The 15,112-nt window shown below is 55.2% G+C and carries 12 protein-coding genes; 8 read left to right on the top strand and 4 right to left on the bottom strand.

Features of this window, described 5'->3' with window-relative positions:
* Positions 1–19: 19 nt before the first annotated feature.
* Positions 20–940, bottom strand: coding sequence for a MurR/RpiR family transcriptional regulator (locus ACFL9S_RS06445; RefSeq protein WP_405261000.1), 921 nt, complete (start codon positions 938–940; stop codon positions 20–22).
* A gap of 314 nt (positions 941–1,254) precedes the next feature.
* Between ACFL9S_RS06445 and ACFL9S_RS06440 the strand changes: the two genes are divergently transcribed.
* From ACFL9S_RS06440 to ACFL9S_RS06415, 6 genes are all read left to right on the top strand, one after another.
* Positions 1,255–2,691, top strand: a complete 1,437-nt coding sequence (locus ACFL9S_RS06440; RefSeq protein WP_405260999.1) for an NAD-dependent succinate-semialdehyde dehydrogenase — start codon at positions 1,255–1,257, stop codon at positions 2,689–2,691.
* A gap of 11 nt (positions 2,692–2,702) precedes the next feature.
* Complete coding sequence (locus tag ACFL9S_RS06435; RefSeq protein WP_405260998.1) at positions 2,703–3,518, top strand: HpcH/HpaI aldolase/citrate lyase family protein; 816 nt, start codon at positions 2,703–2,705, stop codon at positions 3,516–3,518.
* Position 3,519: 1 nt separating this feature from the next.
* Complete coding sequence (locus ACFL9S_RS06430) at positions 3,520–4,500, top strand: hydroxyacid dehydrogenase (RefSeq protein WP_405260997.1); 981 nt, start codon at positions 3,520–3,522, stop codon at positions 4,498–4,500.
* Positions 4,501–4,549: 49 nt separating this feature from the next.
* Entirely contained in the window at positions 4,550–5,545 is a 996-nt protein-coding gene (gene iolG, locus ACFL9S_RS06425) for an inositol 2-dehydrogenase (RefSeq protein ID WP_405260996.1), read from the top strand.
* Positions 5,546–5,568: 23 nt separating this feature from the next.
* Entirely contained in the window at positions 5,569–6,687 is a 1,119-nt protein-coding gene (locus ACFL9S_RS06420; RefSeq protein WP_405260995.1) for a Gfo/Idh/MocA family protein, read from the top strand.
* A gap of 149 nt (positions 6,688–6,836) precedes the next feature.
* Positions 6,837–7,763, top strand: a complete 927-nt coding sequence (locus ACFL9S_RS06415; RefSeq protein ID WP_405260994.1) for a sugar ABC transporter substrate-binding protein — start codon at positions 6,837–6,839, stop codon at positions 7,761–7,763.
* Positions 7,764–7,812: 49 nt separating this feature from the next.
* On the opposite strand, the gene fhuE is transcribed toward ACFL9S_RS06415, so the two are convergent.
* On the bottom strand, positions 7,813–9,999 hold the full coding sequence (gene fhuE, locus ACFL9S_RS06410) for a ferric-rhodotorulic acid/ferric-coprogen receptor FhuE (RefSeq protein WP_405260993.1): 2,187 nt from the start codon (positions 9,997–9,999) through the stop codon (positions 7,813–7,815).
* Positions 10,000–10,446: 447 nt separating this feature from the next.
* Here fhuE and ACFL9S_RS06405 point away from each other — a divergent pair, with 447 nt between their 5' ends.
* Both ACFL9S_RS06405 and ACFL9S_RS06400 read left to right on the top strand, forming a co-directional pair.
* On the top strand, positions 10,447–11,223 hold the full coding sequence (locus ACFL9S_RS06405) for an MBL fold metallo-hydrolase (protein ID WP_405260992.1): 777 nt from the start codon (positions 10,447–10,449) through the stop codon (positions 11,221–11,223).
* A 28-nt stretch (positions 11,224–11,251) separates the two neighbouring features.
* Positions 11,252–12,205 (top strand): GlxA family transcriptional regulator, encoded by a 954-nt coding sequence (locus ACFL9S_RS06400; protein WP_405260991.1) that lies wholly within the window; start codon positions 11,252–11,254, stop codon positions 12,203–12,205.
* Between the two features lie 252 nt (positions 12,206–12,457).
* Here ACFL9S_RS06400 and ACFL9S_RS06395 read toward each other — a convergent pair whose 3' ends face one another.
* Complete coding sequence (locus ACFL9S_RS06395) at positions 12,458–12,718, bottom strand: hypothetical protein (RefSeq protein ID WP_212812663.1); 261 nt, start codon at positions 12,716–12,718, stop codon at positions 12,458–12,460.
* A gap of 78 nt (positions 12,719–12,796) precedes the next feature.
* On the bottom strand, positions 12,797–14,707 hold the full coding sequence (locus ACFL9S_RS06390; protein ID WP_405260990.1) for a beta-glucoside-specific PTS transporter subunit IIABC: 1,911 nt from the start codon (positions 14,705–14,707) through the stop codon (positions 12,797–12,799).
* Positions 14,708–15,112 lie beyond the last annotated feature (405 nt).

Below are 15,112 nucleotides of genomic sequence, written 5' to 3'. Positions count from 1 at the left end.
CTTCCGCAGAGGTGTCCATTTATTTCACCGCAGACCGCTGAGTGCGTTCGGTTAGCGTTTCAATACGGGGCTGCTCTTCTTCCGGATGCAGCGCGGCGGCCAGCGCCAGCGCCATGCACTGCACCAGGCACACCGGGGCGGCCAGCGAGCGCGAGAAACTGTACTCCTCTTCAGGAATGGTAAACAGCACGTTGGCGCTTCGGGCCAGCGGTGACAGCACGCTGTCGGTGATGGCAATGGTAGGCACGTCTTTCTGCTCGGCGATCTCCGTGATTTTCACCACTTCCTGGGCGTAATGACGGAAGGAGACGGCCACCAGCACATCGCGATGCGTCATGTTCATCGCCATATGCGGCGCAAGGCCACCCGGCGTATCCAGCAGGATCACCTTACGGTTCAGCATAGTCAGCAGATAACGCAGCAGGATCGCCACCGGTTCGGAGCGCAACTGCCCGGCAATAAAGATGGTTTCTGCCCGGCTGAGCAGCTGTGCGCTGCGGTCCAGATCGCTGGCGGCAATCCCTTCCAGCATCCCCTGTAATGTGGCGATATCGCGCACCACCAGGTTCTGCAAAAAGCCAAGGCTGCCTTGCCGATCGTTTTTTTGCAGGTCATTTTCCAGCGCGATGATGCGTTCGTTGTAGCCTGGCGCCGTCGTCGCCAGCCGCGTCTGGAACACAGACTGCATCTGTTTAAACCCGCTGTAGCCAAACTGCTGAGCGAAACGCACCAGCGTGGAAGGGTGCAGTTCGCACTTTGCTGCGATGGCGTTGATGGACTCCAGCGCCACGGCGTTAGGGTTCTGGGTAATAAAGCGGGCAACCTGCTGAAAACGGTCAGACAGCTGTGGGTAGCGCTCGGTAATGTCATTCACCACCTGCTCGTAATTACGATGAGGAGGGGGAGGATCCTTGCGGGGGGGTTCTTTGCGACTCGCCATAACGTCATGCCCTTACATTCATATCTGCTTATCCTGCCATCAGGCTAACGCAACTAAAATTGCATTTCAATTTGAGTTGCAATGCTAATGGCGAAAAGCGTGATCTGTTTCAGATAATCAGCATTTGGGTTTTTCATTTCATCGGCTTTCTTAGGGTGATAAAAATGCTGTTTAACCAAATTAAGTTGTTATTTATCATTATCATAAAAATAAATACACCGATGCGCGGCAACAGGAATTGTGCAGAATAAAATCTTTGCAATTTTTATTGCGAGGTTGTAGTAATTGCAACACCGTCAGGAAACAGGAAGCGCATGATGTACGAAAACTATGGGCAGTTTATTAATGGCGTCTGGCGTCAGGGCCAGGGGGCTGAAACCATCGTGGTGACCGATCCCGGCCGCAATGAAACGCTCGGGGAGATCCGCGGCGCCTCACAACAGGACACACTGGATGCCATCGCCAGTGCCCAGGCGGCACTGCCCCTGTGGCAACAACGTTCTGCCTGGGACCGTGCCAGCGCACTGCACCGGGTGGCCCAGGAGATGGAGCAGGTGCGTGAACAGGCCGCGCTGATTATCTCTCTTGAGAGCGGTAAGCCGCTGGCGCAGGCCAGTCGCGAATGGACGCTGGCGATTGACCAGTTCACCTGGTACGCCGAAGAAGCGCGCCGCGTGTATGGCCGCATTGTGGAAAGCCGTGTACCGGGCGGGCGCTGTGAAGTGTCCCATCAGGGCGTTGGCGTGGTGGCGGCCTTCACCGCGTGGAACTTCCCGGTGGTGCTGATTGCCCGTAAGGTCGCGCCTGCGCTGGCAGCGGGATGCAGCGTGGTGCTGCGTCCGTCCAGCGAAGTGCCGGGCTGTGCCAGTCTGATTATGACCTGCCTGCAAAAGGCGGCGATCCCGGCGGGCGTGGTGAATATGGTGGTGGGCGTCACCGCCAATACCTACCAGCCACTGATTGATTCCCCGACTGTTCGCAAAGTCACACTAACCGGGTCGACCGCCATTGGTCAGCAGATGATCCGCGATTCTGCGGCCACCATTAAACGCCTGAGTATGGAGCTGGGCGGCAACGCGCCGATGATCGTCTTTGACGATGCCGATATCGAAAAAGCGCTGGATGCGGCCGTGCCAACCAAGTTTGCCAACTGTGGTCAGGTGTGCGTCACGCCGGATCGTTTCTATGTCCATCACTCGGTGGCAGAGACCTTTATTGATGGCTTTGCCCGGCGTGCGGCGGCGATCAAGGTGGGTTACGGTCAGGATCAGGGCAGTGAAATGGGACCATTGATTAACCAGCGCCGCCTGAATGCCATTGAAAAGATCGTTGAGGATGCACGGCAGAAGGGCGCGCGCGTGGTCACCGGCGGCCATCGTTTAACGGATGCGCCGGGATTCTATTTTGCCCCGACGGTGCTGGCCGAGGTGCCGGACGATGCGCTGGCGCTGGCCGAAGAAAATTTTGGGCCGATTGCCGCCATCACGACGTTCAGTGATGAAGCCGAGGTGCTGGAGCGGGTCAATCGCAGCGACTATGCACTCTCAGCGTATGCCTTCACACGCGATGCGGCACGCATTCGCCGCGTGTCTGAGCAGTTGCAGGCGGGGATGGTCGGCATTAACAGCTTCGCACTGGCGTCCGCCGACGTGCCATTTGGTGGCATCAAAGGCAGCGGGATGGGCAGTGAAGGGGGCAGTGAAGGTATCTTTGAATATATGACTGTCAAACTGACGCAGGTGGTCCTGTAAGGAAACCGCAAATGATTGCCAATAACGTAAAACGCTTATGGTCGGAGGGGCACACGGTGCTCAACGGCTGGCTGTCGGTTGCCAGCCCGTTTACCGCCGAAATTATGGCGGCGCAGGGTTATGACTCAGTGACGATTGATATTCAGCACGGGCTGGTGGGCTATGAAACCGCCACGACCATGTTGCAGGCGATGCGCGCCAGCGGCGTAACGCCGATGGTCCGCGTTCCCTGGCTGTCGCCGGGCGACATTATGAAAGCGCTGGATGCCGGGGCTTACGGCATTATCTGCCCGATGATCAATAACGCGGAAGAGGCACGGCAGCTGGTCTCCTGTGTGCGTTACCCGCCGCTGGGCGCGCGCAGTTTTGGCCCGACGCGTGTGACCTTTTCCGCCGGGCAGGACTACGGCCAGCATGCAGATAACGAAGTGCTGTGCTTTGCGATGATTGAAACGGCCGACGCGGTGAAAAACATCGAAGCCATTGTCAATACGCCGGGGCTGGATGGCATCTATATTGGCCCGGCCGATTTAACCCTCGGGCTGACCGGGCGCAAATACCGCACCGGGTTTGATCGCGAAGAGGAGGAGATCGTCAGCACGCTGAAACAGATCCTCGACTGCGCACACCGTGCCGGGATCCGCGCCGGGTTGCATAACGGCAGCCCGGAGTATGCTGCCCGGGCGGCACAGTGGGGATTTGACCTGGTAACGGTATCAAACGATGTGCAACTGCTGCGTTCGGCGGCCACCGCCAGCGTCGGGCAGTTTCGCCAGCTGACAGGGGCGGCAAACGCCACCTCGGGCCAGCCCAGGGGAGGATACTGAGATGCCTCATGTCCTGATTGCCGGAAAGATCCATGAGGCAGGATTAACCCTCCTGAAAAACACCCCCGGGTTCAGCTGGGAGCTGGTGGAGGAAGTGAGTACCGCCAGCTATGCGCCATTTATCGCTAAAGCGGATGCGCTGCTGTTACGCACCCAGCCGCTGACCGCCACGGAGATTGCGCAGGGCGTGAAGTTGCAGGTGGTGTCACGTCATGGCGTGGGTTACGACGCGGTGGATGTGGCGGCGCTGAATCAGCGCGCTATTCCGCTGACCATTGTCGGCGACGTTAACTCGCTGTCGGTGGCGGAACACACTCTGGCCCTGCTGCTGGCGGTGGCCAAACAGGTCCGCGTGTACGATGGGGGCATCCGCAGCGGCAACTGGAACTGCCGCAACAGCTTCTCAGCCATTGAGCTGTCCGGGCGCACGCTGCTGGTGCTGGGTTTTGGCCGTATTGGCCGCGAAGTGGCGCGGCTGGCGGGCTGCTTTCATATGCACGTGGTGGCCTGGGACCCGTTTGTCGCCGCTGAAACCTTTAACGCGCTCAAGGTTCAGCGTGTGGAAGAGCTGGCCGACGGCCTGAAAATGGCCGATGCCCTGACGGTTCATCTGCCGCTGAGCGACAGCAAACCGCTGCTGGGACGCGCCGAGCTGGCGCTGTTGAAACCGAATGCCATCGTGATCAACACGGCGCGCGGCGGCATTATCGATGAACGGGCGCTGGTTGAGGCGTTAAAAAGTGAGGCGCTGGCGGGGGCCGGGCTGGATGTATTTCGTCAGGAACCCCCTCCACCGGACTCTCCGCTGCTGCTGGAAAGTGAGCGCCTGATCCTCAGCCCGCATTCGGCGGGATTAACGCAGGAGGCCGCCATGCGGATGTCGGTGTCAGCGGTAAATAATATTATTCATTACTTCAATGGCACGCTGGACGAAAACCTGATTGTGAATCACCGACAAATAAATAAAGCTGACGCGATGTAAACATCAACTAATAAAGAGAATAAACAACGTTACCCTACAGGAATAACATATGCTGAAAATAGCCGTATTAGGTGCAGGCCGCATCGGGAAGATCCATGCCGCCAATATTGCCGCCAGCCCACTGGCAACGCTGGTTGCCATTGCCGACCCTTATTTTGATAATGCCGTTCAGCTGGCGCAATTAACCGGCTCGCGTGCGGTGAAAGATCCGCTGGAATTAATTAACGATGACGATATTGATGCCGTAGTTATTGCAACACCGACCGATACGCACGTTGATTTAATGCTGGCGGCGGCACGCAACGGCAAGGCGGTATTGTGTGAAAAACCGGTGGATCTGGATCTCTCCCGCGCGCAGCTAGCCTGCGATGAACTGGCACAGCTCAAGGTACCCGTTATGGTGGCATTTAACCGCCGTTTCGATGCTAGCGCCCGGCAGATCCATCAGGCGATCGCCAGCGGCGAAGTGGGTGAATTGCATCAGGTCATCATCACCAGCCGCGATCCCGGTTTTGCCCCCATCGACTACCTGCGCCACTCCGGCGGAATTTTCCGCGATATGGTGATCCACGATTTTGATATGGCACGCTGGCTGCTGGGTGAAGAGCCAGTGAGCGTATATGCCACAGGCAGCCGCCTGCTTAACCCGGCACTGGCGGCGTTTAATGATTTCGACACCTGCATGGTGCAGATGACCACCGCTTCCGGCAAACAGTGCCATATCAACGTTAGCCGCCAGGCGGTGTACGGTCACGATCAGCGGCTGGAGGTGTACGGATCGTCAGGCATGTTGCTGAATGACAATATGCGCGCCACCAGCGTGCGGCGTTATAGCGGCGAGGCGACCGAAGCCCGGGTGCCGCTGGTGAACTTCTTCCTTGAACGTTACGCCGATGCTTACCGCCATGAAATGGACACCTTTATTCAGGTGGTGCAGGGCAAGCAGGCGATCCCGGTGACGCCGTATGACGGCGTGCGCGCACTGAAGCTCGCCGAATGCGCGCAGCGCTCTGCGGAAACTGGCCTGCCGGTCAGCGTTGATTAATATCCCTTCTGGAGAATAAACCGATGAAAAAAATAGGCATTGGCATTATTGGCACCGGGTTTATGGGGTTGTCGCACGCGCTGGCGTACCGCGCTGCCGCCGCGATTTTACCGGGCGAAGTGATGCCGGAACTGATTGCGGTGGCGGATATTGATAAGGACGCGGCGGAAAATGCCGCCAGACGATTTGGCTTTCGCCGTGCGACCGATGACTGGCAGTCGCTGATTAACGACCCGGATATTGACGTAGTGTCGATCACCACGCCCAACCGTTTCCATCTGGAGCAGGCACTGGCCGCAATCAAAGCCGGGAAACATGTGCACTGCGAAAAACCCATCGCCCCGAACAGCGACGATGCACGCAGGATGACGCTGGCCGCCGAAGCGCAGGGTGTGGTGACGCAGGTCGGTTTTAACTACCTGAAAAACCCGATAATCAAGCTGGCACGAACGATGATCGACAACGGTGAGCTGGGGGATATCGTCAGCTTCCGGGGGATCCATGCGGAAGATTTTATGGCGTCACCGTTAACACCCTGGTCATGGCGGCTTGATCCGGCGGGCGGTGCTGGTGCGGTGGCCGACCTCGGCAGCCATATTGTGGCGATGGCGCGTTATCTGCTCGGCCCGGTGGTGGCGGTGCAGGCCGATCTGGAGACGGTGATCAAACAGCGTCCGATTCTGCACGGTGCGCAGGGATTGCGGCAGGTAGAAGTCGATGACATTGCGCGACTGACCGTCGAATTCGCCCGTGGCTGTAAAGGCAGTATTGAAGCCAGCTGGGTCGCTACCGGGCGCAATATGCAGCTGGGTTTCGAGATTTACGGCACCCGGGGCGCGTTGCACTTTACCCAGGAGCGCTTTAATGAGCTGCATTTCTACCGCACAGACAGCGACGGTAAACATCGTGGATTTCAGAAAATTGAAGCCGGCCCGCAGCATGCCCCTTACGGTGCGTTCTGCCCGGCGCCGGGCCATCAGCTGGGCTTTAACGATCTCAAGACCATCGAGATCGCCGAGTTTCTGCGTGCCGTCGCGGGGCAACCCGTCAGCGGCCCGGATTTCCGCGCGGCCTGGGAAATTCAGAAGATCATTGATGCAGCAGTGCAATCCTCCCGCGAACAGCGCTGGATGACGCTGTAACGTTATGTTGTTTCGTTATGAATAATAAAATTTCCCGGCCGGTATGTCGATAATCATAAGCCGTATAGCGATGGCAGGGATCACCCGAAAATAAGCCAGTAGCCGTTGGCTTATTATAAAATCCTGACCCTACAAATATGGGAAATAACATGAAAAAAACACTTATTGCCTTTATTGCCTTATTAGCTATGGCGCCACCTGCTTTTTCCGAAACCCGCGTTGGTGTAAGTATGGCGCAAATGGATGATGTTTTTCTCTCGCGGTTGCGGGGTTATATCAGTGAGCGGGTGAAAACACATCCGGAACTCACTGTGCAGTATGAAGATGCCCAGGGTGCAGTGGATAAACAGCTCACCCAGGTACAGAGTTTTATTAACCAGAAGGTTAGCGTGATTATCGTCAATCCGGTGGACACCCAGGGCACGAAAAACATCTCCGAGGCAGCGCGTACGGCGAAAATCCCGCTGATCTACCTGAACCGTAAACCCGGAGATTCAACGTTAGGCAACGGGATCAGCTACACCGGCAGTGATGAAATTGAGGCAGGACGCCTGCAAATGCAGTATCTGGCTGAAAAGGTGAAGGATAAAAAGGAGGTTAATGTCGCCATTATGAAAGGGTTGCTGAGTAATGATGCCACCCGTTTTCGTACTCAGGGGGCCAAAGAGGTGATTGCTCAGCACCCGAACATGCATGTGGTGGTGGAGGATACCGCCAAATGGATGCGCGAGGATGGCATGAACCTGATGAACAACTGGATACTCTCCGGGCGTAAAATCGACATTCTTTCCTCTAATGCGGATGAAATGGCGATTGGCGCGGCGATGGCGCTGAAAAGCAATGGCATAAAAATCGGTAAGGACATTCTGGTGGGGGGAACCGATGGCGGACCTAACGGTTTGCAGTCGATAAAAAGTGGGCTGCTTTCCGTTACGGTTTTCCAGGATGCGAAATCCCAGGCCTATCAGGCGGTGGATATGGCGGCCAGTGTGGCGAAAGGAGAGAAAGTGGAGGATGAAGTGATGATACCGTTCCGGCTGGTGACACCGGAGAATTACCAGAAGTTTATGCAGTAATCGCGTTGCCGCATGCTCAGCCCCGGCATAGTGCCGGGGCTTTTCTTCGTCAGAAGGCGTACGACAGGTTGACCGAGTAGCTACGCGGTTCACCGTAGACCACATAATCGCTGCCCCAGGAGTAGTAAGAGCGGTCGAAGAGGTTATCGACGTTGGCCTGCACCGCCAGCTGTTTGCTGACCTGGTAACGGGCAAACAGGTTGGCCAGCGGGTAGCTACCCTGGTAAACGCGCTGCACTTCGCCATCCGGCCCGGTGGCATCCTGGAAGGTGCGGTTCTGCCAGTTCACACCGCCGCCAAGGGTCAGATCCTGCAACATCGGCAGACGGTAACTGGAGAAGAGCTTAAATGAGGTCTGCGGCATATTACTGTTAAAGCGGCCGGAGGTATCCCGTGCCACATAGCGCGTGGCCCCGAAGGTCATTTGCAGGTTGTCGGTGACGGCGCCATTCAGCTCAAACTCCGCGCCTTTGCTGACCGCGCCTTTAGCCGCAACATACGCCTGCTCGCTGGAGCCATTCACAAAGGTGCCGCTAAGTTCCTGCCCAACGTTCTCCTGTTCAATGCGGAATAGCGCAAAGGTGGCGGTCAGACGGCCATCAAACCAGTCAGACTTCAGTCCGGTTTCATAGTTTTTCCCGGTCACTGGCGACAGATAAGCACCATCGGTACTGCGGTAGGTTTGTGGCTGGAAGATCGAGGTATAGCTGGCGTAAGCCGACCAGGTATCATCAATGTCATACACCAGGCCACCGTACGGCGTGATGTTATTTTTGTTCATGTTGCCGCTGCTGCCCACGGTGCTCCACTGGGTGTAACGTGCGCCGAGGATCAGCGACAGCGGATCGGCCAGCGAGAAGCGGGCGGCGGTGTAGGCCGATTTCTGACGGATCACATCATCCGCATTCAGATACCAGTCACCCCATTCCGGCTCCTGAACGTTGCCATTCCAGTTGTTATCAAAGCTGCCCATCTGCGTAGAATCCAGCGCACCGTCCACGCTGTAAGTCTGGTTATGCTGGCGGCTGTAGCTGACGCCCGCCATTAACTCATGGTTACGCCCCAGCAGTTCAAACGGACCGCTGGCATAGGTATCAATGGATTCCTGAGTACGTTTACCGCGATCCAGACTGCCATAACCGCTGACGCCGTTTCCGGTAACTGCATCAGGAAACTCCATCACATACAACAGCTTGTCAGCAAACGTCTGCTCAGCATGCGTGGCGTTAACGCGGAAGGTCCAGCCGTTATCAAAGTCATGTTTGACGTTGGCAAATACCTTGCGCGAATCAAGGCTGTAACGCGTCCAGTCTGCTGACGGGTTAAGGTTGCGTTTGTAGTCGGTACGCGAACCGTTGCTGTACCAGGTCGGCAATCCGCCCCAGGTCGGGTTACCGGTGTTGCTCTCCTGATAATCGTAACCGAGCGACACCGTGGTGTTGTCGGTGACATCGGCATCCAGCACGCCATAGAGAAACTTTTTGCTTTTATGGTAACGATCCAGCCAGCCGTCCTGATCCTGATAACCCGCAATCACGCGGCCACGCACGGTGCCTTCTTCATTCAGCGGAGAGGAGAGGTCGGCCACATAACGCTGGGTGTTCCAGCGGCCATAGCTGGCGCTGAGATTGCCGGTAACGGTTTTGCTGTCAGCATGTTTGCGGACCATATTGACTGACGCAGACGGGCTGCCCGCACCGCTCATCAACCCGGTCGCGCCGCGCACTACTTCGATGCGGTCGTAAATGGCGGTGTCTTCTCCGGCATCGCCGTAGTTCCAGTTATCTGCCGCTGACGTAGGGATATCATCAAAGGTGTAGTTGGTGATCTGGAAACCGCGTGAGAAGTAAGAGGAGCGTTCGCTGTCGACTAACTGAGTGGCGATCCCGGTGGTGTTATCGAGCACCTCGCCCACGGTTTGCAGATTCTGATCCAGCATCCGCTGCTCAGTCACCACGCTTAAAGACTGCGGCACATCGCGCGGAGTCATCAGCATTTTGGTGCCTGCACGGGTGGTTTTGACCGTGTAATCCTGCTTCTCGCTGGCGGCTGCGTCCGTTGCCGTGGCATCTACCACCATTTCCTGCGGGGAGGCGGCTTCCTGCGCCATAGCCGGGTTGACCAGCGCGTGGATCATCAGCGCCAGCAATGAAACGGACAACGTCGTTTTTTGACACGGTGCGCGCAGAAGCGTGCCCAATTCCCTGGTGGGGGAAGAGAAGGTGCGGGAAGACATGGTTTTTCCTCGTGCGAAATGTGGAAGGGCAGAAAGCATGGCCATTTTTTTATTGGTTCGTCACAGAGCCAGACAGGCCAGAGACAGAGCGGCGCAGCTAAAGTTCAATACTAATGATTATGATAATCATTTTCTTTTATGGAATCATTGTTATTTTTTTGACACCACCTGAAACAAGGTCTGTGTTCGTATGTAAATCAGTGATTTGGAAGTGGTCTTACCATCCATTTTTAGGGGTGTTATTGGCGCTTTCAGGTGTGAGGCAGGAAAATGGAGCGTAAATAGGGTTTCACGCTTTCCCGTTACCTTCAGCGCATGGGTTGACCCGATCCCATCGCAATATGGCCTGAAGGGGGATCGTTGCCTGTCCTGATATCATCGATAATGTGTTTCGGGCCAAATTAATCACTGGCACGGTAAATAGAAATAACATTAAGGGGAATATTGATGAAGATTACTCAGGTGCGCAACGCGACTCAACTCATTGTTTATGCAGGAAAGACGTTTCTTATCGATCCGATGTTATCCAAAAAAGACGCATGGCCGGGGTTTGAGGGCACTGCACGTTCAGAAATCCGTAATCCGATGGTTGAACTGCCATTCGAGATGGCATTACTGCTGGACGTTGATGCCATTATCGTCACGCATACGCATCAGGATCACTGGGACGAAGCGGCAGTGGCGCTTATTCAAAAAGAAAAGCTGATCTTTGTGCAAAATAACAGTGATGAGCAGCTTCTGCGATCGCAGGGGTTCAGTAATCTGGTTGTACTGTCTGAAACCAGTGAGTTTGGCGACATTTCGCTGATCAAAACGCGCTGCCAGCACGGCTCTGATGCCGCTTATGCCCATCCTCAATTAGCCGAGAGGTTGGGTGATTCCAGTGGGATTGTATTTCAGCACCCGGCGGAAAAATCACTTTACCTGGTGGGAGACTCTATCTGGATCGATGCCGTAGAGGAAAACATGCGTAAATATCGCCCCGGCGTAGTGATAATGAACACTGGCTGGGCTCATATTTTGGGTTATGGTCCCATCATCTTCGGTAAAGACGATCTGCTGAAGGCACATCGTGTACTGCCAGAAGCCCAAATTGTTGCGACCCATATGGAAGCCGTCAATCATTGCCTGGTCACTCGTCACGCGCTGCTGGAGTATGCCCGGGATAATCATTTGCAGGATTTTGTCAGTGCACCCGCAGATGGAGCATCTGTCACTTTTTAACAGCCTAAAATAAGTCCGGGAGTGTCCTATGTCTGCGACGTCAGTGGCTATTGTTGTTACTGAAGGGTTCAGCACCTTTCACGTGTCGGTTCCCCTGATTCTGTTTGGGGATGCCATGACGGATAAATCGCTGTTTACGCGTCTTATTTGTGCGGAAACCCCCGGGCTTATCTGGTCGAGGGAAGCAACAGCAATACAGGCTGACCACGGCTTTGATGTTCTTGATCAGGTGGACACGGTGATTGTGCCATTTTGGGACAATGTTCATCAACGTCCCCCGCAGTCGTTGCTTGATGCCCTGGTGAGGGCCAGAGCGGCAGGCAGCCAGATTGTGGGGTTGTGTCTGGGGAGTTTCGTGCTGGCTTATGCCGGGCTGCTGGATGGACGCCAGGCAGCAACACACTGGGAGTATGAAGACGTTTTTCGCACCTCATTCCCACAGATCCATTTAAATTTAAATGCGCTCTATGTTGAAGATGATGGCCTGATTACCTCAGCAGGAACGGCTGCCGCGCTGGACTGCTGTCTGCATATTATTCGGCAACGTTTGGGCAGCCAGGTCGCGAATCAGATCGCGAGGAGAATGGTCACCCCTCCGCACCGTGACGGTGGCCAGGCGCAGTTCATCGAACAGTCTATTCCACGCAATACGACAGACAACAGAATGAATATGCTGCTCGACTATATGCAAAGAAATCTTCAATTACCTCACGACATTGATTCTTTAGCTCACATGGCGTCAATGAGCCGCAGAACGTTAACCCGGCATTTTAGTCAGGCAACAGGTATGTCCGTGGTCGAATGGTTAACGGTGGCACGACTTTATCAAAGTCAGGAACTCCTTGAATCTCTGGCGATCCCTGTAGAGCAAGTGGCCGGGCAGGTAGGATTTCAGTCAGTGGTGACATTCAGGCAATTGTTTCGTGAAAGATTTGGTGTGAGTCCCAGTGAATGGCGTAAAACATTTCGCCTGACGAAATAGGAGAGAACGATAAAAGGGCGGCAATTCGCCCTGTTATTCCGCCCATTGATTGGCGCCCTGGATCTGCTATTTTCCGGGGTCAGCATGACCGCCTTTCCCGCCGGGAAAACCCGACCACAATCCTCAATGCGATCGCGCCTGAACTTCTATCCTGTTTTAATCCCCGCTGTTTTATAGCCCACAGCGGACACTAACTTACGGGGAGGGACCAGACGCCGATCGGTCAGCAACCAAAAAACCAGAATAAAAACATCACAAACCCGTACTAAACGTAATCAGCCCCAGCAGAATACCCGGGCTGTTGGCAATCACAATCGGCCAGTTTCGCCTCTCACTGAGCAACCCGTATGACACCCATAACACGCAGTTAACGGCTGCCGCCAGCGGTTGCATGGGATTGGTTTTCAGGCCATTAAGGTTGTCGATAATCAGAGGGATATAGGAGATATACATAAAACAGCAGGCGACGGTGGCCAGCCAGCCGATAAGAAAATGCAATTTAACCTGCGACATGATGTTTCCTGTTTGCCTTAGACGTAAATCGTTGAAAACCCGGAGTGCCATTGCGGCAACTCCGGGTTTTTTATGCCATCAGGAGAGGGTCATCAGCGGTGTCAGTGGCTGAATCACGCCCTGGAACTGATGTTTATCCAGCTGATACTCGTCGCTGTTGACTACCAGCACCGGAGTGGTGAGGTCATAACCTGCGGCTTCGATTGCGGCTTTATCAAAGGCCAGCAGAGGCGTTCCGGCCGTGACCCTGTCACCTTCCTTCACCAGCGGGTGGAAGTGCTTGCCCTGCAAGTTAACGGTGTTCAGCCCCACATGAATCAGTAACTCGGCACCGTTATCGCAGATCAGCCCAATGGCATGGTGAGAATCAATCAGCGTGGCGACTACCGCATCACAGGGGGCCACCACCTGGCCTTCACTCGGGCTGATGGCGATGCCGTCACCCAGCATTTTTCCGGCAAACGTCTCGTCGTTAACATTTTCCAGCGCCATTGCCGTGCCTGACAGCGGGCTGAACAGCGCGAGGCTCTGCGCCTGTACCGGAGCCGCCGTTGCTGCTGTGACTGTTGCGACTGCAACAGGCGCCTGCTGACTTTTCTCACTCAGCAGTTCTTCATCAATCGGATCTTCAAAGCCAACAAACTGCACCATCACAATGGTCAGGATAATCGCCGTGGCGCTGCCCGCCAGCTCACCAATAAACGACATTGGGGCATCAGGGCTGATGGCATTGACCAGCGTAAACAGGCCAGGTAACGCGGCATACGCGTAGTAGAGCGAACCAAACAGGCTGGCGACCACCGCGCCGATGGCACCACCGATACAGCCGCAGATAAACGGTTTTTTGAAGCGCAGCGTCACGCCGTAAATTGCCGGTTCTGTGATACCGAAAATCGCGGTCACGCCTGCCGATAATGACGTCGCTTTCAGCGCCCGGTTACGCGTTTTCAGGAACACGCCGAACACCGCAGCCATCTGGCCGATAACCGCAATGGTCTGGTAAGCCTGGAAGGAGTCGTAACCCTGGGTATCGAAGTTGGCCATAATCACTGGCGTAATCCCCCAGTGAACGCCGAAGATCACAATAATCTGCCAGACACCGCCAATAACGGCCGCCGCAACCGCCGGGGCAAAGGCAAACAGCGCGTTATAGCCGCTGGCAATCCCCATCGCAGCCCAGGTGGTGATCGGGCCAATGACAATCAGCGTCAGAGGGACAATCACCACGAAACAGATCAGCGGAGTAAACAGGGCGCTTATCACCTCCGGCAGGATCCTTTCGACGCGTTTCTCCAGCCAGGAGAGTGCCCAGACCAGGAACAGCGGCGGTAATACCGATGAGGTATATACGGTTTTTGCCAGCGGGATAAACAGGAAGCTGATGGTTTCGCCCCCGGCAATCCGGCCCGCCATAGACGTCCATTCCGGGTTAATCAGGGCGCAGCAGCAGAGTACGGCAATAAACGGATTACATTTGAAGTGCCGGGCCGCGGTAATCGCGATAAAGACGGGCAGGAAAGCAAACGGCGTCCATGACATAAAGTTGAAGATGGCGAAGGTGCCGGAGGTTTTAATATCGGCATCGATCAGGCCGACGACAATTAAGATCCCCTGAAGAATCCCGGCCGCAGCAAGAATATAAACGATAGGGGCGAACACCGCCGACATGGTCCCGATCACCGCATCCAGCACGCGTGTTTTTTGTTTGGCATTGCCGCCGCCAGTGTGCTGTTCACCCATCACTGACGAGAGGGCATTGAACACATCGGCCACGTGCGTGCCGATCACCACCTGGAACTGTCCGCCGCTCTCAACCACGGCGATTACACCCGGCAGACTCTGGACTTTCGCCTTAGCACCGGCCGGGGTTTCATTCAGTACCAGGCGCAGACGTGTCGCGCAGCGTGAGAAGGTATTGATATTATTCTCGCCGCCAACTTCGTGAAGTATATCAGTTGCTAACTTATTGTAATCCCTGATAACTGCCATATTTTCAGACCTTTTTATTATGGGGGGCTGGGTATGTAACAGAGTGTAAAACTGATTTTATGCTATCAGTGAAACCGATTTCTGCAACCGGTTTCATATCAGAGCGTGAGCTGTTTCACAGGGTTTCATTTCAGCCTGTATGGCTGTGGATGTGAGGGGGAAGTCACGAAGGAAATGCAGAAAGGGGGCTTATACATCGCCACGAATTCAGGGGTTAAATCGCGTACAGGTCGTCTGTGACAGGGTCTGGCGAGGTGTCAGGGACAGCAAAAATAGTGCCATTTTATAAGAATTTTTACCTGCCCGACGTCAACAACAAGGCCTATATTCGCTGCGAAGGAGCAGCGATTCTTCCAGGGAGAGGGGAAACAAGAAAACGTTAACTTTTACCTTCCATTATGCGTA

The organism is Erwinia sp. AnSW2-5 (genome assembly GCF_045107195.1).
Classification (GTDB): domain Bacteria; phylum Pseudomonadota; class Gammaproteobacteria; order Enterobacterales; family Enterobacteriaceae; genus Erwinia.
This window is presented reverse-complemented; position numbering and strand designations above follow the sequence as displayed.